Origin of the sequence: Lentzea sp. CC55 (genome assembly GCF_021056325.1) — a bacterium.
GTDB lineage: Bacteria > Actinomycetota > Actinomycetes > Mycobacteriales > Pseudonocardiaceae > Lentzea > Lentzea jiangxiensis.
In genome coordinates this window covers 35,547-57,923 of sequence record NZ_JAJCXE010000045.1, presented here as the reverse complement: position 1 = coordinate 57,923, position 22,377 = coordinate 35,547, and the positions used below count along the sequence as shown (strand labels likewise).

19 protein-coding genes are annotated in these 22,377 nt (G+C 70.7%); 10 read left to right on the top strand and 9 right to left on the bottom strand.

Annotated elements, in window-relative coordinates; translation table 11 throughout:
• Positions 1-25 precede the first annotated feature (25 nt).
• From L6E10_RS28500 to L6E10_RS28485, 4 genes are read left to right on the top strand one after another with little or no spacing between them, the layout of a single operon-like run.
• Positions 26-2,059 (top strand): TIM-barrel domain-containing protein, encoded by a 2,034-nt coding sequence (locus L6E10_RS28500; RefSeq protein WP_236223109.1) that lies wholly within the window; start codon positions 26-28, stop codon positions 2,057-2,059.
• On the top strand, positions 2,056-4,023 hold the full coding sequence (locus tag L6E10_RS28495) for a beta-galactosidase (protein WP_236223107.1): 1,968 nt from the start codon (positions 2,056-2,058) through the stop codon (positions 4,021-4,023). The genes L6E10_RS28500 and L6E10_RS28495 overlap by 4 nt, the downstream gene beginning before the upstream one ends.
• On the top strand, positions 4,020-5,462 hold the full coding sequence (locus tag L6E10_RS28490) for a glycoside hydrolase family 43 protein (protein WP_236223105.1): 1,443 nt from the start codon (positions 4,020-4,022) through the stop codon (positions 5,460-5,462). The genes L6E10_RS28495 and L6E10_RS28490 overlap by 4 nt, the downstream gene beginning before the upstream one ends.
• Before the next feature lie 33 nt (positions 5,463-5,495).
• Entirely contained in the window at positions 5,496-6,539 is a 1,044-nt protein-coding gene (locus tag L6E10_RS28485; RefSeq protein WP_236223104.1) for an SGNH/GDSL hydrolase family protein, read from the top strand.
• Between the two features lie 3 nt (positions 6,540-6,542).
• On the opposite strand, the gene L6E10_RS28480 is transcribed toward L6E10_RS28485, so the two are convergent.
• Together L6E10_RS28480 and L6E10_RS28475 are read right to left on the bottom strand one after the other, a co-directional pair.
• Positions 6,543-6,968 (bottom strand): nitroreductase family deazaflavin-dependent oxidoreductase, encoded by a 426-nt coding sequence (locus tag L6E10_RS28480; RefSeq protein ID WP_236223102.1) that lies wholly within the window; start codon positions 6,966-6,968, stop codon positions 6,543-6,545.
• Positions 6,969-6,997: 29 nt separating this feature from the next.
• The gene (locus L6E10_RS28475; RefSeq protein ID WP_236223100.1) at positions 6,998-7,294 is read right to left on the bottom strand and encodes a hypothetical protein; all 297 of its coding nucleotides are present in this window, start codon (positions 7,292-7,294) and stop codon (positions 6,998-7,000) included.
• 130 nt (positions 7,295-7,424) lie between these two features.
• Between L6E10_RS28475 and L6E10_RS28470 the strand changes: the two genes are divergently transcribed.
• Positions 7,425-8,180: a class I SAM-dependent methyltransferase gene (locus L6E10_RS28470; protein WP_236223098.1), complete on the top strand. Its 756-nt coding sequence runs from the start codon at positions 7,425-7,427 to the stop codon at positions 8,178-8,180.
• A gap of 93 nt (positions 8,181-8,273) precedes the next feature.
• Here the strand turns inward: L6E10_RS28470 and L6E10_RS28465 are convergent, their stop codons facing one another.
• From L6E10_RS28465 to L6E10_RS28440, 6 genes are all read right to left on the bottom strand, one after another.
• Complete coding sequence (locus tag L6E10_RS28465; protein ID WP_236223097.1) at positions 8,274-9,101, bottom strand: expansin EXLX1 family cellulose-binding protein; 828 nt, start codon at positions 9,099-9,101, stop codon at positions 8,274-8,276.
• Positions 9,098-10,060, bottom strand: a complete 963-nt coding sequence (gene yjfF / locus L6E10_RS28460) for a galactofuranose ABC transporter, permease protein YjfF (protein ID WP_236223095.1) — start codon at positions 10,058-10,060, stop codon at positions 9,098-9,100. Before yjfF ends, L6E10_RS28465 begins: the two co-directional genes overlap by 4 nt.
• Positions 10,057-11,040 (bottom strand): ABC transporter permease, encoded by a 984-nt coding sequence (locus tag L6E10_RS28455; protein ID WP_236223093.1) that lies wholly within the window; start codon positions 11,038-11,040, stop codon positions 10,057-10,059. Before L6E10_RS28455 ends, yjfF begins: the two co-directional genes overlap by 4 nt.
• Entirely contained in the window at positions 11,037-11,174 is a 138-nt protein-coding gene (locus L6E10_RS28450; RefSeq protein WP_236223091.1) for a hypothetical protein, read from the bottom strand. The genes L6E10_RS28455 and L6E10_RS28450 overlap by 4 nt, the downstream gene beginning before the upstream one ends.
• A complete protein-coding gene (locus L6E10_RS28445; protein WP_236223089.1) occupies positions 11,171-12,709 on the bottom strand; it encodes a sugar ABC transporter ATP-binding protein in 1,539 nt (512 codons plus the stop codon). Before L6E10_RS28445 ends, L6E10_RS28450 begins: the two co-directional genes overlap by 4 nt.
• Before the next feature lie 82 nt (positions 12,710-12,791).
• Entirely contained in the window at positions 12,792-13,769 is a 978-nt protein-coding gene (locus L6E10_RS28440; RefSeq protein ID WP_374237571.1) for an ABC transporter substrate-binding protein, read from the bottom strand.
• 157 nt (positions 13,770-13,926) lie between these two features.
• Between L6E10_RS28440 and L6E10_RS28435 the strand changes: the two genes are divergently transcribed.
• The 3 genes from L6E10_RS28435 to L6E10_RS28425 all read left to right on the top strand — a co-directional run bounded on the left by L6E10_RS28435 (position 13,927) and on the right by L6E10_RS28425 (position 18,929).
• Positions 13,927-16,398: an alpha-L-arabinofuranosidase C-terminal domain-containing protein gene (locus L6E10_RS28435; RefSeq protein WP_236223087.1), complete on the top strand. Its 2,472-nt coding sequence runs from the start codon at positions 13,927-13,929 to the stop codon at positions 16,396-16,398.
• Positions 16,395-17,834: a family 43 glycosylhydrolase gene (locus tag L6E10_RS28430; protein WP_236223085.1), complete on the top strand. Its 1,440-nt coding sequence runs from the start codon at positions 16,395-16,397 to the stop codon at positions 17,832-17,834. The genes L6E10_RS28435 and L6E10_RS28430 overlap by 4 nt, the downstream gene beginning before the upstream one ends.
• Before the next feature lie 108 nt (positions 17,835-17,942).
• Positions 17,943-18,929: a LacI family DNA-binding transcriptional regulator gene (locus L6E10_RS28425; RefSeq protein WP_240011486.1), complete on the top strand. Its 987-nt coding sequence runs from the start codon at positions 17,943-17,945 to the stop codon at positions 18,927-18,929.
• Between the two features lie 296 nt (positions 18,930-19,225).
• Here the strand turns inward: L6E10_RS28425 and L6E10_RS28420 are convergent, their stop codons facing one another.
• Positions 19,226-19,576 (bottom strand): hypothetical protein, encoded by a 351-nt coding sequence (locus L6E10_RS28420; RefSeq protein ID WP_236223082.1) that lies wholly within the window; start codon positions 19,574-19,576, stop codon positions 19,226-19,228.
• A gap of 467 nt (positions 19,577-20,043) precedes the next feature.
• Here L6E10_RS28420 and araB point away from each other — a divergent pair, with 467 nt between their 5' ends.
• On the top strand, positions 20,044-21,717 hold the full coding sequence (gene araB / locus L6E10_RS28415; RefSeq protein ID WP_236223283.1) for a ribulokinase: 1,674 nt from the start codon (positions 20,044-20,046) through the stop codon (positions 21,715-21,717).
• The gene (locus tag L6E10_RS28410) at positions 21,717-22,370 is read left to right on the top strand and encodes an L-ribulose-5-phosphate 4-epimerase (protein ID WP_090096252.1); all 654 of its coding nucleotides are present in this window, start codon (positions 21,717-21,719) and stop codon (positions 22,368-22,370) included. The genes araB and L6E10_RS28410 overlap by 1 nt, the downstream gene beginning before the upstream one ends.
• Positions 22,371-22,377: the final 7 nt, after the last annotated feature.

The window sequence follows — 22,377 nt, the reverse complement described above, 5'->3', positions numbered from 1 at the left end:
ACCCACGCCACGCGAGGAGTTCCGCATGTCCCCGTACTTCCGAGACCTCGGCACGGCGCTCGAGTGGCGTGCCAAGGGCGAGACCCTCCGCGTCGAGGCCTGGGGTCCCGACGCCGTCCGCGTCCGGGTGAGCCCCGCCGGGCCGTTGCTCGACGACCTCCCCGGCGCGTTGCTCGCCACCCCGCCGCCCGGCGAGGTGCGCGTCAAGGTGTCCGAGCACCACGCGACGCTCGTGAGCGGCGCGCTGACCGTGCGGATCGACGCGGGGACCGAAGGCGCGCTCACGCCCGAGCTGTGGCCGTCGGCGGGACGGCTGACGTTCGGCAGGACCGAGGACGGCACCGAGCTGCTGGCCGAGGAACCCGCGCACTTCTGGTGGCCGGGACCGCGGCTGGCCACCGCCACCGGCAACGGCCACCACCGGCTCGAACAGCGCTTCCGCGCCTACCGGGGCGAGAAGCTCTTCGGCCTCGGTCAGCACACCCACGGCTTGCTGGACCAGAAGGGCGCGGTCATCGACCTCGTGCAGCGCAACGCCGAGGTCTCCATCCCGTTGCTGATCTCCGACCGCGGCTACGGGCTGCTGTGGAACTCGCCCGCGATCGGCCGCGTGGAACTGGCCGAGACCGGCACGCGCTGGGTGGCCGACAGCGCCCGTCAGATCGACTACTGGATCACCGCCGGCGCACCGGCCGACGTGCTGCGCCGCTATGCCGCCGTCACGGGGCACTCGCCGGAGCTTCCCGGATGGGCCTCCGGTTTCTGGCAGTGCAAGCTGCGCTACCGCACCCAGGACGAGCTGCTGGAGGTCGCCCGCGAGTACCGGCGGCGCGGCCTGCCTCTGTCCGTGATCGTCTGCGACTTCTTCCACTGGACGCACCTCGGCGACTGGCGGTTCGACCCCGCCGAGTGGCCCGATCCCGCCGCGATGGTCCGCGAGCTGGACGAGATGGGCGTCAAGCTGATGGTGTCGGTCTGGCCGTCGGTGAGCCCCGCCAGCGAGAACTACCACCCGATGCTCAACCAGGGCCTGCTGATCGGCACCGAGTTCGGCCCGATGGCGCACGCCGACTGGCCGGACAAGGGACTCGGCGCCTACTCCGCCCAGGTCGCGTTCTACGACGCCACGAACCCCGAGGCGCGCGACTACGTCTGGGAACGCCTCCGGCGCGGCTACCACGACCTCGGCGTGAAGGTGTTCTGGCTGGACGCGGGCGAACCCGAGATCAAGCCCGGCAACCAGTACAACCTGCGCTACCACGCCGGTCCCGGCCTGGAGGTCGGCAACCTCTACCCGCGCGAGAACGCCCGCACCGTCCACGACGGACTCCGGGCGGCGGGGGAGACCGAGGTCATCTCGCTCAACCGCTCGTCGTGGGCGGGCGCGCAGCGGTACGGCGCGGCACTGTGGTCCGGTGACATCGGCACGGACTTCGCCACGCTGCGCACGCAGATCAAGGCCGGGCTCAACGTGATGCTGTCCGGCATCCCGTGGTGGACCACGGACATCGGCGGGTTCCACGGCGGCGACCCCGGCGATCCCGCCTACCGCGAGGTGCTGGTGCGGTGGTTCCAGTACGGCACGTTCTGCCCGCTGTTCCGGCTGCACGGGTTCCGCGGCGCCGAACAGGTGCTGGAGCCCGGCATGAGCGGTCTGCCCAACGAGGTCTGGTCCTACGGCGAGGAGGCCTACGAGATCCTCGCCGCGCACCTGCGCCTGCGCGAACGCTTGCGCCCCTACGTGATGGAGCAGATGCGGGTGACCTCGCGGACCGGTCTCCCGCCGATGCGCCCGGTGTTCCTCGAGTTCCCCGGCGACTTGGAGGCGTGGCGGGTCGAGGACGCCTTCCTGCTCGGTCCCGACCTGCTCGTCGCCCCGGTGACCGAGGCGGGCGCCGCACACCGGGAGGTGTGGCTGCCCGCCGGTGCGCGGTGGACCGACGCGTGGACCGGTGAGGAGCACGCCGGCGGGCAGGCGGTGGTGGCCGCGGCACCGATCGAGCGGATCCCGTTGTTCCTGCGCGACGACGCCAGGCTGCCCGTGCGGGACGAGTCGTGATCACGCGACGGCTGGGAGGCCTGGCGTTCGGGGGCGACTACAACCCGGAGCAGTGGGACGAGGAGGTGTGGAAGGAGGACGACGCGCTGATGCGCGAGGCCGGGGTCAACCTGGCCACGGTCGGTGTCTTCTCGTGGGCGTTGCTCGAACCCGAGGAGGGGCGTTACGACTTCGCCTGGCTCGACGCGCACCTCGACCGGCTGCACGCCAACGGTGTCGCGGTCGACCTCGCCACCCCGACCGCCTCGCCGCCGCCGTGGTTCACCCTCGCGCACCCCGACGCCCTGCCGACCACTCCGGACGGCGTCCGGCTCGTGCACGGCAGCCGCGACACCTACTGCCTCACCGCGCCCGCCTACCGCGCTGCCGCCCGCGCCGTCGCCTCGGCGCTCGCGGAACGCTACGGCGACCACCCGGCGGTGGCGTTGTGGCACGTGCACAACGAGTACGCGACGTTGTGCTGGTGCTCGCACACCGCCGCCGCGTTCCGGGTGTGGCTGCGGGCGCGGCACGGCTCGCTCGACGCGTTGAACGAGGCGTGGGGAACGGCGTTCTGGAGCCAGCGCTACACCGACTGGGAGCAGGTCCTGCCACCGCGCGCGACCCAGTGGCACCGCAACCCCGGTCAGTCGCTGGACTTCAGCCGGTTCTTCTCCGACGAGGTGATCGCCGCGTACCGGGAGCAGCGGGACGCGATCCGCGCGGCCAGCGACCGGCCGGTGACGACGAACCTGATGCTGCCGGGCTACCAGAACGTCGACCTGTGGGCGCTCGGCCGCGAGGTCGACGTGGTGGCCGTCGACCACTACCCGGACGCGCCCGGTGTCGACGCCGCGGCCGACGTCGCGTTCGCCGCGGACCGCGCGCGGTCGTTCGCCGGGGGCAGGCCGTGGCTGCTGATGGAACAGGGGACCAGCACGGTCCACGCCGGTGACCGGGTGCTGGCCAAGGAACCGGGGGAGGTGCTGCGGCACTCGCTCGGGCACGTCGCGCGCGGCTCGGAGGGGGCGCTGTTCTTCCAGTGGCGCCAGTCGCGGGCCGGCGCCGAGCAGTGGCACTCGGCGATGGTCCCGCACGCCGGACCGGACAGCCGGATCTTCCGCGAGGTCAAACAGACCGGTGCGGCCCTCGCCCGGCTGGCCGAGGTGGCGGGGTCGGTCGTGACGGCGTCGGCGGCCGTGCTGCACGACTCGGACGCCTGGTGGGCGTTGAACTCCGACGGCCTGCCCTCGTCCGAACTGGACTACCACCCGGCACTGCGCCGCGCTCACCGGGCGCTGTGGGACGCGGGCGTGGTGGCCGACTTCGCGCACCCGGAGGCCGACCTGAGCCGCTACCGGCTGGTGCTGGCCCCGGCGCTGTACCTGCTGTCCGACGAAGGAGCGGAGAACCTGCGCCGGTTCGCCGCGAAGGGCGGGACGGTGCTGGTGCAGCACTTCGGCGGGGTCGTCGACAGCCGCCTGCACGCCCGGCTCGGCGGCTACCCGGCCGCACCCCTGCGGGAGGCGCTCGGCATCCGGGTCGAGGAGCACCGGCCGTTGGGCCGCGACGAGCGGATCACGTTGTCCGACGGCTCGCACGGCACCGCCTGGAGCGAGTCGATCCGGCTGGAGGGCGCCGTGGCGGTCGCCTCGTACACGCACGGCGTGCTCGACGGATCTCCCGCACTGACCAGGAAGCGCACCGCCTGGTACCTGTCCACCCGCCTCGACGCCGTGGACTACGCGGCGCTGGTCGGCGAGCTGCTGGACGTCGCCGGAGTCCGCCCGGTGCTGCCGGGACTGCCTCCCGGCGTCGAGGCCGTCACCCGCACCGGGGAACGGCACCGCTGGCACTTCCTGCTCAACCACCGCGCCGAGCCCGTGTCGCTGCCCAGGCCCGCCCTCGACCTGCTCACCAGGAGGAGGGTGGACGCACTGCCGGCCGGGGGATGTGTCGTGGTGCGGGAAGGACGGCAGCCGTGAAGCCGGTGGTCCCGGGGATGCACCCCGACCCGAGCGTGTGCCGCGCCGGGGACGACTACTACCTGGCGTGCTCCAGCTTCGAGTACTTCCCCGGCATCCCGGTCTTCCACAGCACGGACCTGCGGCACTGGGAGCAGATCGGCAACGCGCTGGAGCGCCCGAGCCAGCTGGTCCTCACCTCCGCCTCGTCGTCGGCGGGGATCTACGCGCCGACGCTGCGCCACCACGACGGCCGGTTCTGGCTGATCGTCACGAACGTGAGCGACGGCGGCGGCAACGTGGTCTTCACCGCCACCGACCCGGCGGGGCCGTGGTCGGACCCGGTCCGGCTGCCCGGCGTGGAGGGCATCGACCCGGACCTCGCCTGGGACGACGACGGGAACTGCTGGTGCACGGTCGCGGGCGTGGGGCAGTACCGGATCGACCCCGCCACCGGTGAGACGTTCGGCGGGCGCCGGCGGCTGTGGTCCGGCACGCCCGGCGCCAAGGCCCCGGAAGCGCCGCACCTGTACCGGATCGGCGACCACTGGTACCTGCTGATCGCCGAGGGCGGCACCGAACGCGGCCACGCCGTCTCCGTCGCCCGCGCGCAGTCGCCCACCGGCCCGTTCGAACCCTGTCCCGCCAACCCGGTCCTGTCCCGCCGCGGCGTCGACGACCCCGTGCAGAACACCGGCCACGCGGACCTCGTGCAGGCGCCGGACGGGTCGTGGTGGATGGTGCTGCTCGGCGTGCGACCCGGTGGCGGCACCCCCGGCTGGCACGTCCTCGGCCGGGAGACCTTCCTGGCGCCCGTCACCTTCACCGGCGGCTGGCCCGTCGTCGGGGAGCTCGTGCCCGGCCCCGCCTCGGCGGAACCCGACCGGGACGACTTCGACTCCGGCGCGCTGCGGCCGTCGTGGATCTCCCTGCGCGACCGCGACGAGCGGTGGTGCACGGCGCGGGAACGCCCCGGCTGGCTCACGCTGCGCGCCCGCGGGTCCGGAATGGACGATCCCGCGGTCGTGTTCGCCGGACGGCGCCAGCAGCACCTGTCCTGCCTCGTCCGCACGCTGGTGGACCCCGCGGACGGCCGCGGTGGCCTCGCGGTCCGGCTCGACGAGGAGCACCACTACGAGATCGAGGTCGCGTCCGGCGAGATCAGGGTGCTCGCCCGGATCGGCCCGCTGAGCACCGTCGTCGCGTCCCGGCCCGCGCCCGGTGGTCCGGTCGTGCTGGTGGTGCGGGTGGACGAGAACCGCACACCGCGGGACGCGCGGTCCGGTCCCGACACGTTGTCGTTCGGCATTGAGGACCCGGACCTCACCGTCCTGGCCGCGCTCGACGGCAAGTACCTGTCGACCGAGGTCGCGGGTGGTTTCACCGGACGCGTCATCGGCCTGTACGCGGCCGAGGGCACCGTCCGCTTCGACTGGTTCGACTACCGGCCGCTCAACTGATTGCGAGGGTTCATGAACGGATCACGCAGGACAGTGGCAGTTCTCGTCGCGGTGGCGGCCCTGGTGGTGCCGGCAGCGCCGGCGACCGCATGGGTTCTCCCGCAGGCGCACACCGCGGGCCGCGTCACCGCGGCGGGCCAGTACACGTGGCCCGGCGTCTACTTCGAGGGGAGGTTCCGCGGCACGAGCGTCGGGGTCGTCCTCGACGACTCGGTGAACGACTACGACGTGCAGGTCGACGGGAGGACCGTGGCGTCGCTCGTGACACCGGGCCGCACCACGCACTGGGTCCGCGGTCTGCCCGACGGCGTGCACCGCGTCCGCTTGGTCAAGCGCACCGAGAGCCCCTGGGCCGCGGGGTGGTTCGGCGGGTTCGTGGCGGACGGGGCGGTGCTCGCGAAACCGGCTCCGCGCACCCGGCAGATCGAGTTCGTCGGCGACTCCCTGACCGCGGGCTACGGCAACCTCTCGACCACCCGCGACTGCTCAACGAACGGCGGCGTCACCCGCAACACCAACACCGACCTGAGCTTCGGCGCGCTCACCGCCCGCGCGCTGAACGCCGACTACCAGGTCAACGCCTTCTCGGGCCTCGGCGTGGTGCGCAACTACAACGGCCACTCCGCCGGGACCAGCTACCGCACCTACTACGACCGGGCGTTGCTGAACGTCGAAGGCGACGTGTGGCGCAAGCCCGCGTCGTGGAGACCGCAGGTGGTCGTCGTGGGCCTCGGCACCAACGACTTCTCCACCCCGCTCAACCCAGGCGAGCCGTGGACGCCGGACACCCTGGTGACCGACTGGAAAGCGGCCTACCAGGGCTTCCTCGCCAAGCTGCGGACCAGGTACGGCACCGCGACCACGATCGTGGTGAGCGTTCCCGAGGCCACCGGCACGTTCGCCGACGCCGCCCGGGAGGTCGTGCAGGAGAGCGGTGACCAGCGCGTGCGGCTCTGGAACTACGCCGACCCGGCGCTCGACCGGCTGGGCTGCGACTGGCACTTCTCGACGCGCGACCACCGGTTGATCGCGGGGAAGCTCGGCGAGTACCTCGCCGCGCTTCCCCTGCGCTGGTGACGGCTACTTCGGGTCGAGCACGAACAGCGGGATCGTCCGGTCGGTCTTCTCCTGGTACTCCGCGTAGTTGGAGAAGGCCGCCACGGCCCGTTCCCACCACTCGGCGCGCTCGGCACCGTCGACCTCGCGGGCGGTGTACTCCTTCACCTCGGTGCCGTCCTGCAGGACGATCTCCGGGTGGGCCTTGATGTTGTGGTACCAGGTCGGGTGCTCGGGAGCGCCGCCCTTGGACGCCACGACCGCGTAGCTGCCGTCGTGCTCCACGCGCATGACCGGCGTGTAGCGGAGCTTGCCGCTCTTCGCCCCGCGCACGGTCAGGAGCACGATCGGCCTGCCGAAGACCAGGACGCCCTCGGTGGTGCCGGTCTCGAGGATCTGCTTGGTCTGGTCCTGCACCCACTCGGTCGGGCTGAGTGCCACGTCTGCCATGTCGGCGATCAACGAAATCCGCGCCGGTCTCATTCCCCAGCGCGGCGGAACTGCGCCTTCGTGGCCTGCACGGCGCCGGGCCGGACCGGCAGCGCGTCCACGACCAGGCGTTCGCCGTGCAGGTCGGTGATCGCGACCGGCCCTCCGAGGCGTGGACCTGTGCCGAGCTCGGCCGGACCTTGTCCGACCTGGGACTGTCCGACTCGGCTGAGGCGGCGTTCGAAAGATCCATCGCGCTGCATCTGGCGCACGGCGATACCTGCGGTCGCGCCAGAGCCCTCGACCAGTTGGGTACGCATCTCAAGCGAACCGGCCAGTACGCCCACGCCCGAGACGTTGGGAGAAAGCCCTGCTCATGCGCGGACGCGTTGCCCTGCGAAAACCAATGGTGACCGACTTGCCCCGCTGATCTACTGATGGCCACCGTGAGTCTGCCGCGTGACGGAGGTAGTAGGTGTGAGTGGCTATAACGCGCTTGCCGAGGTGTACGAGTGGCTCATCTCGGATGCGAAGCTGACTCCGGCCGAGTTCGCTGCGTCGTTCGACGACGTCCTCAGCCTCCTGCCGTCGAACGCTCACGTCCTCGATTGTTCGTGCGGGACCGGACAGTTGGCGGTCGGCCTCGCCGGTCGTGGCATGCACGTTGTCGCAACTGACGCCAGCGAAGCGATGGTTCGCCGGACTGCGGAGTTGTCCGAGGAGTTCGGGGCGTCCGTCCGGACGGTGCGGGCGGACTGGCAGGAGTTGCCCGACCATTTCGATGACGGCACCTTCGACATGGTGTTCTGCGTTGGCAACTCGCTGCACCATGCCGAGGGCGCGCGGGGCAGGGCTGCTGCTCTGGAGTCGATGTCACGGCTTCTGCGCCGTGGCGGGCGCTTGGTACTCACCTCCCGCACGTGGGAACTCGTCAGGGCCAGAGGTTCCCGGCTGGACATCAGCGACCGGCTCGTCCATCGGAACGGTCGTGATGCCGTCGTGGTCTACCGCTGGGACATCGCGCCGAACTGGGAGGACGAGCACCACATCGAGATCGCGGTCGCGCAAGTGGATCCGGCTGGGTCGGTTCTTGCCCGCTCGGAGCTGCTGTCGAGCTGGCCCTACCGGTACGAAGAACTCGAAGTCGAGTTGCACCGGGTCGGACTCCGGACGGATATGAACACGTTCAACCCTGAGGCCGAGAACTACATGGTGGTGGCGAGCAAGGTGTAGACAACGGCCTCGCAGTCGTGGCCGGACAGCGCGGTTGCAACTATCCGACCGATCGGCCTGCCGAGGGCCGAGACACCCTCGATGGTGCCGGTCTCATTCCCCGGCGCGGCGGAATTGCGCCTTCGTGGCCTGCACAGCACCGGGCCGGACCGGCAGCGCGTCCACGACCAGGCGTTCGCCGTGCAGGTCGGTGATCGCGACCGGCCCGCCGCAGCCGGCGCCGTTCTCGGAGAGGAAGTAGTTGTACTCGGCGCGGGGCAGTGGCCGCCACTGACCGCCGGCCTGCACCTCGAGCCGTGCCACCGGGTTGCGGTGGTCGAGGACCTGGATGCCGCACCAGTACTGGCTCGACCCGGACTTGTAGCGCAGGGAGATGGTCTTGGACGTCTCCGGGCTGACGAGGGTCCAGGTCACCGGGATCTCGCCCCGCACCGGCGGGGCGAGCACCGCGAACGCCTCGGCGCTCAGGTCCAGCTGACCCGGGCGGCACGGCGCCGGGCAGAGGTTGGTGACCCGCACGGTGATGCTCTTGCCTCCGGCCGCCTGCACGAGGAGGTGCGCACCGCACGCGGCGGAGTTCTCGTAGTCCGCCACGTTCATCGCGGCGGTCAGCGGGTCGGGGCCGGGGTCGTAGGAGCACGCCCCGCCGCCGTCGGAGTCGTAGAACGTCGCCACGCCCTGGCGCGGCTCGCCCGCTTTGATCTTCCCGGCCGGTGTCGTCGTCGCCCGGCTGGTGGTGGTCGTCGTCGCCGGTGCCGCTGTCGTGGTGCTCGGGGGTGGTGGGGTGGTCGTGGGCACGGCGGCGGCCGGACCGGCCACCGGCGTGCCCACGACGCCTTCCGGATCTCGCAGCACCACCACGCCGACGACCGCCACCAGTACCGCGGCCAGGACGAACAGCAGTGGGCGAGTACGTCTCACCGCCGGACCATAGTCCGTTGCACCGCGATGAACACCAGCAGCAGCACGCCGATCACGATCTTCGTCCACCACGAGCTGAGCGTGCCCTGGAACGAGATCAGCGTCTGGATCGTGCCGAGCACCAGCACCCCGGCCAGTCCGCCGAGCACGTAGCCCACCCCGCCCGCCAGCAGCGTACCGCCGATGACGACGGCCGCGATGGCGTCGAGTTCCATGCCGACCGCGTGCAGGCCGTAGCCGGAGAGCATGTAGAGGCTGAACAGCAGACCCGCCAGCGACGAGCAGAGACCGCTGATGACGTAGACGCCCACCTTGACGCGGGTGGTCGGCAGTCCCATCAGCAGCGCGGACGACTCGTTGCCGCCGACCGCGTAGACCGTGCGGCCGAACCGCGTGCGGTGCAGCACGTACATCGCGGCGGCGACGACCAGCAGCGCGATCACGACGTTGTAGGTGATCGTGACGCCGCCGGGGAGCTCGATCGCGGCCGTGGCGACGGTGCGGAAGGTCTTGTCCTTGATGGACACCGACTCGACGCTGATCAGGAAGCACAACCCGCGGGCGAGGAACATGCCGGCGAGCGTGACGATGAACGGCTGGATGTCGAACTTGTGGATCACCAGCCCCATCAGCAGGCCCAGCGTCGAGCCGATCAGCAGCACGGCGACGATGACGAGCGGCACCGGCCACCCCGCCTGCAGACCCGACGCCGTGACCATCGTGGACAGCGCGACGACCGACCCGACGGACAGGTCGATGCCGCCGCTGAGGATCACGAACGTCATGCCGGCCGCGAGCACGATCAGGAAGGCGTTGTCGATGAACAGGTTCGCGACGACCTGGCCCGACGCGAACCCGTCGTAGCGCGCCGACCCGACGCCGAACGCGAGCACGAAGAGGACGACGGTCGCGAGCACCGGCAGGAACCGCGACGGCACCCGTTGCGCGAGAGCGGTCATGATGGGACGGCCACCTTCCGGAAGCTCAGTGCGGCACGGGCCTTCGGCGCCTGGACCAGGCACACGGCGATGACGACGATCGCCTTGAACACCAGCGTCACCTCGGGGGCGACGCCGATCGTGTAGACGGTCGTGGTGAGGGTCTGGATGATCAGCGCGCCGAGCAGCGTCCCGGTGAGCGAGTACCGGCCGCCCGCGAGCGAGGTGCCGCCGATGACGACCGCGAGGATCGCGTCCATCTCGATCCACAACCCGGCGTTGTTGGCGTCGGCCGCGCTGACGTTCGAGCTGATCATCAGCCCGGCGATGCCCGCGCACACCGCGGCGAAGACGTAGACGGTCCAGATGATCGTGCGGGACCGCACCCCGGCCAGCCGCGACGCCTCGGGGTTCACGCCGACCGACTCGATCAGCATGCCCAGCGCGGTCCGGCGGGTCACGAACGCCACGAGGCCGAGCACGAGCAGGCTGATCAGGATCGCGACCGGCAGCACCACGAACCCGGCGCCGACCTGCTTGAAGGCGGAGTTGTTGACCGTGACGATCTGCCCCTCGGTCACGAGCATCGCGATGCCGCGACCCGCCGTCATCAGCACCAGGGTCGCGATGATCGGCTGGATGCCCATCCCCGCCACCAGGAACCCGTTCCACAGCCCCAGCAGGGCGCAGAGCACCAGCGCCATCGCCATGCCCGCGAACGCCGTGCCGGCGCTGTCGGACGTTCCGATGTGGACACACGTGACCGCGCCCGCGATGGCCGCGACCGCGCCGACGGACAGGTCGATGCCCCGCGTCGCGATCACCAGCGTCATGCCGAGCGCGATCAGCAGGGTCGGCGCGCCGTTCTTCAGCACGTCGACCAGACCGCCGTAGAGGGCGCCGTCCTGGATGCGCAACGCGAAGAACGACGGCGTCACGACGAGGTTGAGCAGGAGCAGGGCCGCGAGTGCGACCAGCGGCCAAATGAGCCGGTTCTTCACGACACCACCTTCTCGGGAACGGGTTCGCCGCGGTGGGCGTGAGGGCGGGTGACGGCGCGGTGGAAGGCGCCTCGGTTCTCGTGGGCGGCGGTCTCTCCGGCGTGCTGCCCGGTGGCCTCGCTCGGCGTGCTCACGACACCACCTTCTCGGGTTCCGGCGCGGCTCCGCCCGCGATCAGCTCGACCACCTCGTCCACGCCGGTCACCGACCCGTCCAGCTCCGCGATCTTGCGCCGGTCCCGCAGCACCACGATCCGGTCCGCGATGCGCACGACCTCCTCCAGCTCCGCCGAGATGAACAGCACCGCGGTGCCCTCGGCGGCCAGAGTCGTGACGAGCTGCTGGATCTGCGCCTTGGCGCCGATGTCGATGCCGCGCGTCGGTTCGTCGAGGATCAGCAGCCGCGGTTCGGTGACGAGCCAGCGCGCCAGCAGGACCTTCTGCTGGTTGCCGCCCGACAGGGTGCGCACCAGCGCGTCCGGGTTCGCGGGACGGATGTCCAGCGCCTTCAGGTACTTCTCGACCAGCTGGTCCTTCGTCCTGCGCGACAGCGGCCGGGTCCAGCCCCTCGCCGCCTGCATCGCGAGCACCAGGTTGTCGCGGATCGACAGGTCCGCGACCAGTCCCTCGCCCTTGCGGTCCTCGGAGCTGAACGCGATGCCGGCCGCGATCGCCGACCGCGGTCCGCGCAGGCGCAGCGGCGCGCCGTCCACGAGCAACCTGCCCGAGTCGGCGCGGTCGGCGCCGAAGAGCAGCCGGGCCAGTTCGGTGCGGCCGGAGCCGAGCAGACCGGCCAGGCCGACGACCTCGCCCGCGCGGATGTCGAGGTCGAACGGCTCGATCGCGCCCTTCCTGCCGAGACCGGCTGCCTGCACCAGCACGGGACCACGGGTCTTGCGCTTCTCCGCCGCGTCCTCGATCGCCTCCAGCGCGCCCAGGTCGCGGCCGATCATCTGCGCGATGAGCGTCCGCCGGTCGACCTCCGCGGTGAGGTGCTCGCCGACGAGGGTTCCGTTGCGCAGCACCGTCATCCGGTCGGAGATCTCGTAGACCTGGTCGAGGAAGTGCGACACGAACAGGATCGCGACGCCCTCGTCGCGCAGCACGCGCATGATCCGGAACAGCTCGGCGACCTCACCGGCGTCCAGGCTGGACGTCGGTTCGTCGAGCACGAGCACGCGGCAGTCGACCGCGATGGCGCGGGCGATCGCGACCAGCTGCTGCACGGCGATCGGGTGCTCGCCGAGGCTCGACGCCGGGTCGATGTGCACGCCGATGCGCGCCAGCACCTCCGCGGCGCGCTTGCGCATGGCGCGGAAGTCGACGCCGCCGAACCGCCGGGGCTCACGACCCAGGAGGATGTTCTCCGCGACCGTGAGGTTCGCGCAGAGGTTGACCTCCTGGTACACCGTGCTGATCCCGGCCTGCTGCGCTTCGCCGGGGGAGGAGAACGCCACGTCGGCACCCGCGAGCGAGACCTGCCCGCTGTCCGGGCGGTGCACGCCGGTCAGGGTCTTGATGAGGGTGGACTTCCCGGCGCCGTTCTCGCCCATGAGAGCGTGCACTTCGCCGGGGAACAGCCGGAAGTCGACGTCCTGCAACGCCTTCACGCCGGGAAACGCGAGACTGATGCCCCGCATCCGCACGACAGGTGGCGGTGACTCGGTCATGGGCTCTGGCCTTCGTCGGTGGGCCGCGGGGCCCGCCACCGGATGCGCCGGGTGACGGGCTCCGCGGGGCTGCGGGGTGAACTCAGTACTGGCGCTGGGGCAGGGCGGTCTTCGCCTGCTCCTGGGTGAACGTGCCCTCCTCGGTCACGACCCGCGCCGGCACGTCCTCACCGGCGACGACCTTCTTCGCGAGGTCCATCAGCTGCTTGCCCAGCAACGGGTTGCACTCGACGATGAAGTTGATCTCGCCGTTGGCGAGCGCCGTCATGCCGTCCTTCACCGCGTCCACGGTGATGATCTTGATGTCCTTGCCGGGCACCTTGCCCGCGGCCTTGATGGCCTCGATCGCGCCCAGGCCCATGTCGTCGTTGTGCGCGTACACCACGTCGATCTTCGGCTGGGACTTCAGGAACGCCTCCATGACCTGCTTGCCACCGGAGCGCGTGAAGTCACCGGTCTGCGAGGCCACGACCTTGATGTCGGGCTTGGCGGCGATCTTCTCCTCGAAGCCCTTCTTGCGGTCGTTGGCCGGCGCGGCGCCGGTCGTGCCCTGCAGCTCCACCACGGTCGTGGGGCCGGACGTGTTGGCGACGAGCCAGTCGCCCGCCCTGCGGCCCTCCTCCACGAAGTCCGAACCGAGGAACGTCTTGTAGAGCGACGTGTCGTCCGAATCGATCGAGCGGTCGGTGAGGATCACCGGGATGTTGGCGCGCTTGGCTTCCAGCAGCACCGTGTCCCAGCCGGTCTCGACGACCGGGCTGAAGGCGATCACGGACACCTTCTGCTGGATGTAGGACCGGATCGCCTTGATCTGGTTCTCCTGCTTCTGCTGCGCGTCGGAGAACTTGAGGTCGATGCCCGCGGCCTTGGCCTCGTCCTGGATCGACTTGGTGTTGGCGGTGCGCCATCCACTCTCGGCGCCCACCTGGGCGAAGCCCATCGTGATGGTGCCGCCGCCGCTGGACGGAGCGGTACCCCCACCACCTCCCGAGCCGCACGCGGTGAGCGCGCTCAGCAGGACCACGCTGGCGACGGTCGTGATCTTCTTCAGCACTGGGATTCCTCCGGTGTGACGACGGTGTCGCGGAGCTCCACCGCGTGTCCGCGGTTGTCAGGTGGACAAGAGTGAACGTTCACAACTTCTGCGTCAAGGCCTTGCCCGTAACGAGTTCGCAGCCCTATGTTAACGCTCACTTCCGACTGAGGGAGGAAATCCCGTGCCCCGCAAGCACCTCCTGCTGAGCGCCGCTCTCGCAGCCAGTCTCCTGGTCGCCGTTCCCGGCTCGGGAACAGCCGCCGACACCGATTACACGCTGAAGGTCGACGCCACGAAGAAGGGCGCGCCGATCGACGACACGATGTACGGCGTTTTCTTCGAGGACATCAACCGCGCCGCGGACGGTGGCCTGTACGCCGAGCTGGTGCAGAACCGCTCGTTCGAGTACGACCCGGCGGACAACGCGGGCTACACCGGACTCACCTCGTGGGCCCCGCACAGCGGCACGCTCGACGTCGTCGACGACAGCGGCCGGCTGAACGAGCGCAACCGGCGCTACCTGGAGCTCCGCCTGCCCGGGGGCGTCATCAACTCCGGCTACAACAGCGGGATCGCCATGCGGAGCGGCCAGCGCTACGACTTCTCGGTCTGGGCCCGCACCGACCAGGCGAGCACCCCGCTCACCGCCGCGATCACCGACCCCGCCGGCACACCGCTCGGCGACCCCGTGGAGATCGAGGTCCGCGGCGACGGCTGGACCCGCTACACCGGCACCGTCCGCGCGAAGACCTCCTCGACGACCGGCCGGTTGCTGGTGACCGGTGGCGGCACCGGCACCCTGCGCCTCGACATGGTCTCGCTGATGCCGCAGGACACCTTCCAGGGCCACGGCCTGCGCCGCGACCTCGCCGAGAAGATCGCCGCGCTGAAGCCCGGCTTCGTCCGGTTCCCCGGTGGCTGCATCGTCAACACCGGCAGCCACCACGCCTACGAGGCGCCGAACTACGAGCGCCGCCGTTCCTTCCAGTGGAAGGACACGATCGGCCCGGTGGAGCAGCGCGCGACCAACTGGAACTTCTGGGGCTACAACCAGTCCTACGGCCTCGGCTACTACGAGTACTTCCAGTTCGCCGAGGACATCGGCGCCATGCCGCTGCCCGTCGTCCCCGCCCTGGTCACCGGCTGCGGGCAGAACCGCGCCACCGACGACCCCGCGCTGCTGCAACGGCACGTCCAGGACACGCTCGACCTCATCGAGTTCGCGAACGGTCCGGCCGACTCGACGTGGGGGCGCAAGCGCGCCGAGATGGGGCACCCGAAGCCGTTCAAGCTCACCCACCTCGGCGTGGGCAACGAGGAGAACCTGCCCGACGAGTTCTTCGCGCGGTTCACCGAGTTCCGCAAGGCGATCAACGCGAGGTACCCGGACATCACCGTCGTCAGCAACTCCGGCCCGGACGACACCGGCGGCACGTTCGACCGCCTGTGGCAGCTCAACAGGCAGGCCGGCGTGAAGATGGTCGACGAGCACTACTACAACAGCCCGAGCTGGTTCCTGGAGAACAACAACCGCTACGACTCCTATGACCGCAACGGTCCCAAGGTGTTCCTCGGTGAGTACGCCTCTCTGGACAACACGTTCTTCAACGCGCTGAGTGAGGCGTCGTTCATGACCGGGCTCGAGCGCAACGCCGACGTCGTGAAGCTCGCCTCCTACGCGCCGTTGCTGGCCAATGAGGACTACGTGCAGTGGCGGCCGGACATGATCTGGTTCAACAACCACGCGTCGTGGGGCTCGGCGAGCTACGAGATGCAGAAGCTGTTCATGACCAACGTCGGTGACCACGTCGTGCCGAGCACCGCGTCGGCCACGCCGTCCACCCGGGAGCCGATCACGGGCGCCATCGGGCTGTCGACGTGGGCGACGGCCGCGACCTACGACGACGTGAACGTCACCGACGCCGCCGGGAAGTCGTTGTTCAGCGACGACTTCTCCGCGGGCGACGCCCGGTGGACCAAGTCCGGCCGGGGCGCGTGGAACGTCGTGAACGGCGCCTACGTCCAGTCCGACGCCGCCGCCGAGGACACGCTCGTCACGGCGGGGGACAGGACGTGGCGGGACTACACGCTGAACGTGAAGGCCACCAAGCAGTCCGGCCGTGAGGGCTTCCTCGTGGCATTCGGCGTGAAGGACACCGGCAACTACTACTGGTGGAACCTCGGCGGCTGGAACAACACCCAGTCCGCGGTGGAGAAGGCAGTCGGCGGCGGGAAGAGCGTGCTGGTCTCCAACGGCACCCGCATCGACACCGGGCGCACGTACGACGTGCGCGTCGAGGTGCGCGGGCGGCACGTCGCGCTGTACCTCGACGGCCAGAAGTGGGGCGAGTTCACCGACGACAAGGTGGCCGAGCCGTTCCGCCAGGTCGTGACCCGCGACCTCGCCACCGGCGAGCTGATCGTCAAGGTCGTCAACGCCCAGGACAACGCGGCCCGCACCCGCGTCGACCTCGGCGTGCCGGTGTCCTCCACCGCGCGGGCGACGGTGCTGCAGGGCCGCCCCGACGACGTGAACACCGAGTTCGCCCAGCCGATCCGGGCCCGCCACGAGCAGGTCAGGGTCGCGAGCAGCTTCACGCACACCTTCCCGCCGAACTCCGTCACGTTCCTCCGGATCAGGAGCCGCTCGTGATCAACCGACGATCCCTGCTGCGCACGGGCGGCGTCCTCGCCGCGACCGGAGCGCTCGCCTCGGCCGCGCCGGCCACCTCCGCCGCCGCCGAACCCGAGGTGGAACTGACCACCCGCAACCCGCTCGTCGAGCAGCGCGCCGACCCGTTCATCACGCCGCCGACCGACGGCATGTACTACCTGACCGGGTCCGTGCCCGAGTACGACCGGGTCGTCATCCGTGGTGCGTCCACTCTGGACGGTCTGTCGTCCGCCCGGGAACGCACGATCTGGCGCCGACCGGCGTCCGGGACGATGGGCGGCTACATCTGGGCGCCGGAGCTGCACCGCATCGACGGCAAGTGGTACGTCTACTTCGCCGCCGGGGACAAGGACGAGCCGTTCCGCATCCGCACCTACGTGCTGGAGTCCGCGAACGCCGACCCGCGCGAGAGCGGCTGGGTGCTGCGCGGGCAGATGGTGATGGCGTGGGACACGTTCACACTCGACGCGACCACGTTCGCCCACCGCGGCAGGCGCTACTTCCTGTGGGCGCAGAGCGAACCCGGCATCGCCACCAACTCGAACCTCTACATCGCCGAGATGGCCTCGCCGCTGGCCCTGAAGACGGCGCCGGTGCGGATCGCGACGCCCACGCTGCCGTGGGAGGTGCAGGGCTTCAAGGTGAACGAGGGACCCGCGGTGCTGATCCGCAACGGCCGCGTGTTCGTGACGTTCTCCGCGAGCGCCACCGACGCCCGCTACTGCATGGGTCTGCTGACCGCCGACGAGAACGCGAACCTGCTCGACGCGCGCTCGTGGACGAAGTCGCCGAACCCGGTGTTCACGACGAACACGGCGACCTCGCAGTACGGGCCGGGACACAACTCGTTCACCACGGTGGGGTCGACCGATGTGCTCGTCTACCACGCGCGCGACTACCGCGACATCACCGGTGACCCGCTGTTCGACCCGAACCGGCACACCCGCGTGCAGCGGCTGCACTGGAACGCCGACGGCACGCCGTCGTTCGGCGTCCCGGTCGGCCGCGGTGGCCCGATCGTGCGGTTGTCACCTGTGGACGCACCCGCACTGGTGGTGCGGCACCACGAGTACCGGTTGCGGGTCGACGGCAACGTCCGCGACGTCGCCGACAGCCAGTTCCGGTTCGTACCGGGGTTCCTCGGCGCCGGTTCGGTCGCGCTGCAGTCGGTGAACTTCCCGGACCGGTACGTGCGGGTGGGCTCGGACACGATCACGATCGACCCGTTCGAGGACACCGACGCGTACGGCCGCGCGGCGAGTTTCGTCCGCCTGCCCGGCCTTTCGGACAGGAGCGCGGTGTCGCTGCGTGCCGGCACGGACACGTACCTGGCCCACGACAACGGCCGCCTGGTGTTGTCCAGACCAGGCGCCGACCGCGACGCGCGCCGACGTGCCACATTCCGGCTCGAATGAGTGGACAATGAGCACTGCATCGAAGCCGACCTGGTGTTATCGCTAACATCACCGGCGCAGATCAAGGATCGGAGACCGCCAGTGGAGAAGACCTCGCGTGACCCCGCGATGACCGATGTCGCACGACTCGCCGGGGTGTCGCACCAGACGGTCTCGCGTGTGCTCAACAACCACCCCAACGTGCGCGAGCAGACCCGGCTGAGGGTGCAGGCGGCCATCAAGGAGCTGGACTACCGGCCCAACCGCGCCGCCCGCGCCCTCGTCACCGGCAAAACGCAGCTCATCGGCGTGGTGGCGCAGAACTCGACGTTGTACGGACCGGCCTCGCTGCTGTCCGCCTTCGAGGAGGCGGCGGGCCAGGCCGGCTTCGCCGTCAGCGTCGGCAGGGTGAAGGTGCTCGACCGCGACTCGATCGCCGCGGCCGTCGAACGCCACCGCGACCAGCGCGTGGCCGGCATCGTCGTGATCGCCCCGAACTCCTCGGCCGCCGACGCCCTGGCCGACGTCCCGGCGGGCGTCCCGCTCGTGACCGTCGACGGCGACCCGGACCGCCCGACGCCGCTGGTCACCGTCGACCAGGCCAGGGGAGCCTTCGAGGCGACCATGCACCTGCTCAAGGCGGGCCACGAGACGGTCTGGCACGTCTCCGGCCCCGCCGACTGGTTCGACGCGGCGGGCAGGGTCGAGGGCTGGCGCCAGGCCCTCGACACGGCGAGCGCCGAGGTCCCCCCGGTGGTGGCGGCGGACTGGAGCGCCGCCTCGGGCTACCGCGCCGGCCAGATGCTGGCCCGCATGCCCGAGGTCACCGCCGTCTTCTGCTCGAACGACCACCTCGCCCTCGGCGTGCTGCGCGCGATGAGCGAACGGGGCAGGAGCGTCCCGCGCGAGGTGAGCGTCGTGGGCTTCGACGACGTGCCCGAGGCGGCGTACTTCATCCCGCCGCTCACCACCGTCCGCCCGGACTTCGCCGCGGTGGCGCGGGAGACGCTCGGGCTGTTGCTGGAGCAGGTGAGCGACGGGGAGACGACGCGGCCGCAGCGGACGATCGCGCCGATGCTGGTGTCGCGGGAGAGCGTGGCGCCGCCGCCCAAGTAGCCGCGGGCAGGCCGTAGGGGTGGAGCCGCCGCTCCCGCCGGACGTCGGTGGGGCGGCGGTGTGGTGGAACCCCGCGACCGTGCGGATGCTGCGCCGGAGGTGCCGGTGAGGCGACGGCGTGCCGGCAGCGGTGAAGGCCGTGCACCTCGGCCTCGCTGACTTCGCGGGGCGGGCGCGGGATCGGCTGTCGGCTTCCGCGGGAGGTGGCATCACCGGTCTGGTCCGTCTCTGTCACCGGGTGCTGGTGCGGCAGGGCTGGGAGTCGGCCTCGTGGGAAGCGGCATCGCCGGCCTGGTTCACCTCCTCCACGACGTGCTCGCGCGGCAGGGCTGGGCGTGTGACTTGGTGTCGGCTTCTGCGGGGAGCGACACCGCAGGCCTGGTCCACCTCGACCACGAGGTGCTTGCGCGGCCAGGCTGGGCGCGGAACTGGCCGTTGGGTTCTGCGGCATCGCCGGCCTGGTTCACCTCCACCGCGAGGTGCTTGCGCGGCCGGGCTGGGCGCGACTGGCCGTCCGCTTCTGCGGAGGCGACACCGTCGGCTTGGTCCACCTCCTCCACGAGGTGCTCGCGTGGCAGGGCCTGGGCGCGGGACTGGGCGTCGGCGTTGCGGGAGGTGGCGTTGCCGGTCCGATCCGCCTCTAGCATCAGGTGCTCGTGCGGCAGGGCGACGCAGGACCGGCTGTCGGCTTCTGAGGGAGGCGGCACCGCCGACTTGGTCCACCTCCGCCAGGCGCCGACGCGGCAGGGCCGGGTGATGCCCGCTGCCCAACCCGCGCGACCGCGACGGCTACGGCGGGGCCTCCACCGGGTCCGCGACCCCCACCACCGTCGTGCCTTTCCGCGACTGGTTCGTGGCGCCGCCGACCGTCCTCCCCGGTGGTCGGCCCCGCTCACCACAGGACCTCCTCAGCAGGTCACGCGACCAGTGCGCACCTGCCGGCTCCCCACGCGCCGGCCCCCATCGGCGAGCCCCGTCCGCCGTGTCGGCGGCACCGGTGTGTTTGTCGTGCGCTCACCCGTAACACATTTCGGGCGCTCCCAGGGAAATCACGATGTATCGGGCGCATCTTGACTCGCGGAATGTTAGCGATAACACTCAGGTCGTGACTGACATGACGATCGACCGCGACGCGTGTGTGGTGGGTGTCGACTTCGGCACGCTGTCCGGCCGCGCTGTGGTCGTGCGCGTCCGTGACGGTGCCGAGCTCGGGACCGCCGTGCACGACTACCGCCACGGCGTGGTGGACCAGGTTCTGCCCGCCACCGGCCGGCCGCTGCCACCGGAGTGGGCGTTGCAGGTCCCATCCGACTACCTCGACGTCCTGCGCACCGCCGTCCCGCAGGCCGTCGAGGCGGCCGGGATCTCGGCGGACCAGGTGATCGGCATCGGCACCGACTTCACGGCGTGCACGATGGTGCCGGTCACCGCCGACGGGACCCCGCTGTGCGACCTGCCGGAGTTCGCGGAGAACCCGCACGCCTACATCAAGCTCTGGCGCCACCACGCCGCCCAGCCGCAGGCCGACCGCATCAACGAGCTCGCGCGGCAGCGCAAGGAGCCGTGGCTCGCCCGCTACGGCGGGCTCATCTCGAGCGAGTGGGAGTTCGCCAAGGGCTTGCAGGTGCTGGAGGAGGCGCCTGAGGTCTACGCGGCGATGGAGCACTGGGTCGAGGCCGCGGACTGGATCATCTGGCAGCTCACCGGCACCTACACGCGCAACGCGTGCACCGCCGGGTACAAGGGCATCCTCCAGGACGGCCGGTACCCGGACGAGGAGTTCCTCAAGGAGCTCAACCCGGAGTTCGCGCGGTTCGTCGCCGACAAGCTCGACCACCCGTTGTCCGCGCTGGGCGACAGGGCCGGGTCCCTGACCGCGCAGGCCGCGCGGTGGACGGGTCTGAAGGAAGGCATCGCCGTCGCGGTCGGCAACGTCGACGCCCACGTCACCGCGCCCGCCGCGCAGGCCGTGGAGCCGGGGCAGATGGTCGCGATCATGGGCACCTCCACGTGCCACGTGATGAGCGGCGACGTGCTGCGCGACGTGCCCGGCATGTGCGGCGTCGTCGACGGCGGCATCATCCCGGGGCTGTGGGGCTACGAGGCCGGGCAGAGCGGCGTCGGCGACATCTTCGCGTGGTTCCTGCGCAACCAGGTGCCGCCCGCGTACCACGAGCAGGCGGCCGAACGCGGCATCACCGTGCACGAGCTGCTCTCGGAACTGGCCGCACAGCAGGGAGTCGGCGAGCACGGGCTCGTCGCGCTCGACTGGCACAGCGGCAACAGGTCCGTGCTCGTCGACCACGAGCTGTCCGGCGTGGTCGTCGGCCAGACGCTCGCCACGAAGGCCGAGGACGTCTACCGCGCGCTGCTGGAGGCGACGGCGTTCGGCACGAGGGTCATCATCGACACCTTCACCGACTCGGGCGTGCCGGTGACCGAGCTCGTGATCGCGGGCGGGCTCACCAAGAACCCGTTGCTCATGCAGATCTACGCCGACGTCGTGAACCTGCCGCTGTCGGTGATCGGGTCGGCGCAGGGACCGGCGCTCGGCTCGGCGATGCACGCCGCGGTCGCCGCGGGTGGGTACAGCGACATCCGCGAAGCCGCGGCCGCGATGGGATCGGTGCGGCGCAACGTCTTCACGCCCGTCCAGAAGAACGTCGAGGCGTACGAACGGCTGTTCCTCGACTACCTCGAGCTGCACGACTACTTCGGCCGCGGCGCCAACGATGTCATGCACCGCCTGCGGGGATACCGCCGCGACGCCCTGGAGGGGAAGAGCTGATGTCCGCGACGGCAGAGCTGCGGCGCACGGTCGCCGAGCTGCACCGAGAGCTGACCCGCTACGAGCTGGTGAGCTGGACGGCCGGCAACGTGTCGGCCCGCGTGCCCGACCAAGACCTGATGGTGATCAAGCCGTCCGGTGTCTCCTACGACGAGCTGGGTCCTCACGCGATGGTCGTGACGGACCTGCACGGCAAACTCGTCGAAGGGGAGCTGGCGCCGTCGAGCGACACGGCCGCGCACGCGTACGTGTACCGGCACATGCCGGACGTCGGCGGCGTCGTGCACACGCATTCCCCTTACGCGACAGCGTGGGCGGCGCGCGGGGAGCCCATCCCGTGCGTGCTCACGATGATCGCCGACGAGTTCGGCGGTGACATCCCGGTCGGGCCGTTCGCGCTGATCGGCGACGACTCGATCGGCAAGGGCATCGTGGAGACGTTGCGCACCAGCCGGTCCAAGGCCGTGCTGATGCGCAACCACGGCCCGTTCACGGTCGGTGCGACGGCGAAGGCGGCCGTGAAGGCCGCCGTGCTGCTCGAGGACGTCGCCCGCACCGTCCACTTCGCACTCCAGCTCGGCAAGCCGGACGTGATCGACCAGCAGGACGTCGACCGGCTCTACGAGCGCTACCAGAACGTTTACGGCCAGTGAGCCCAGA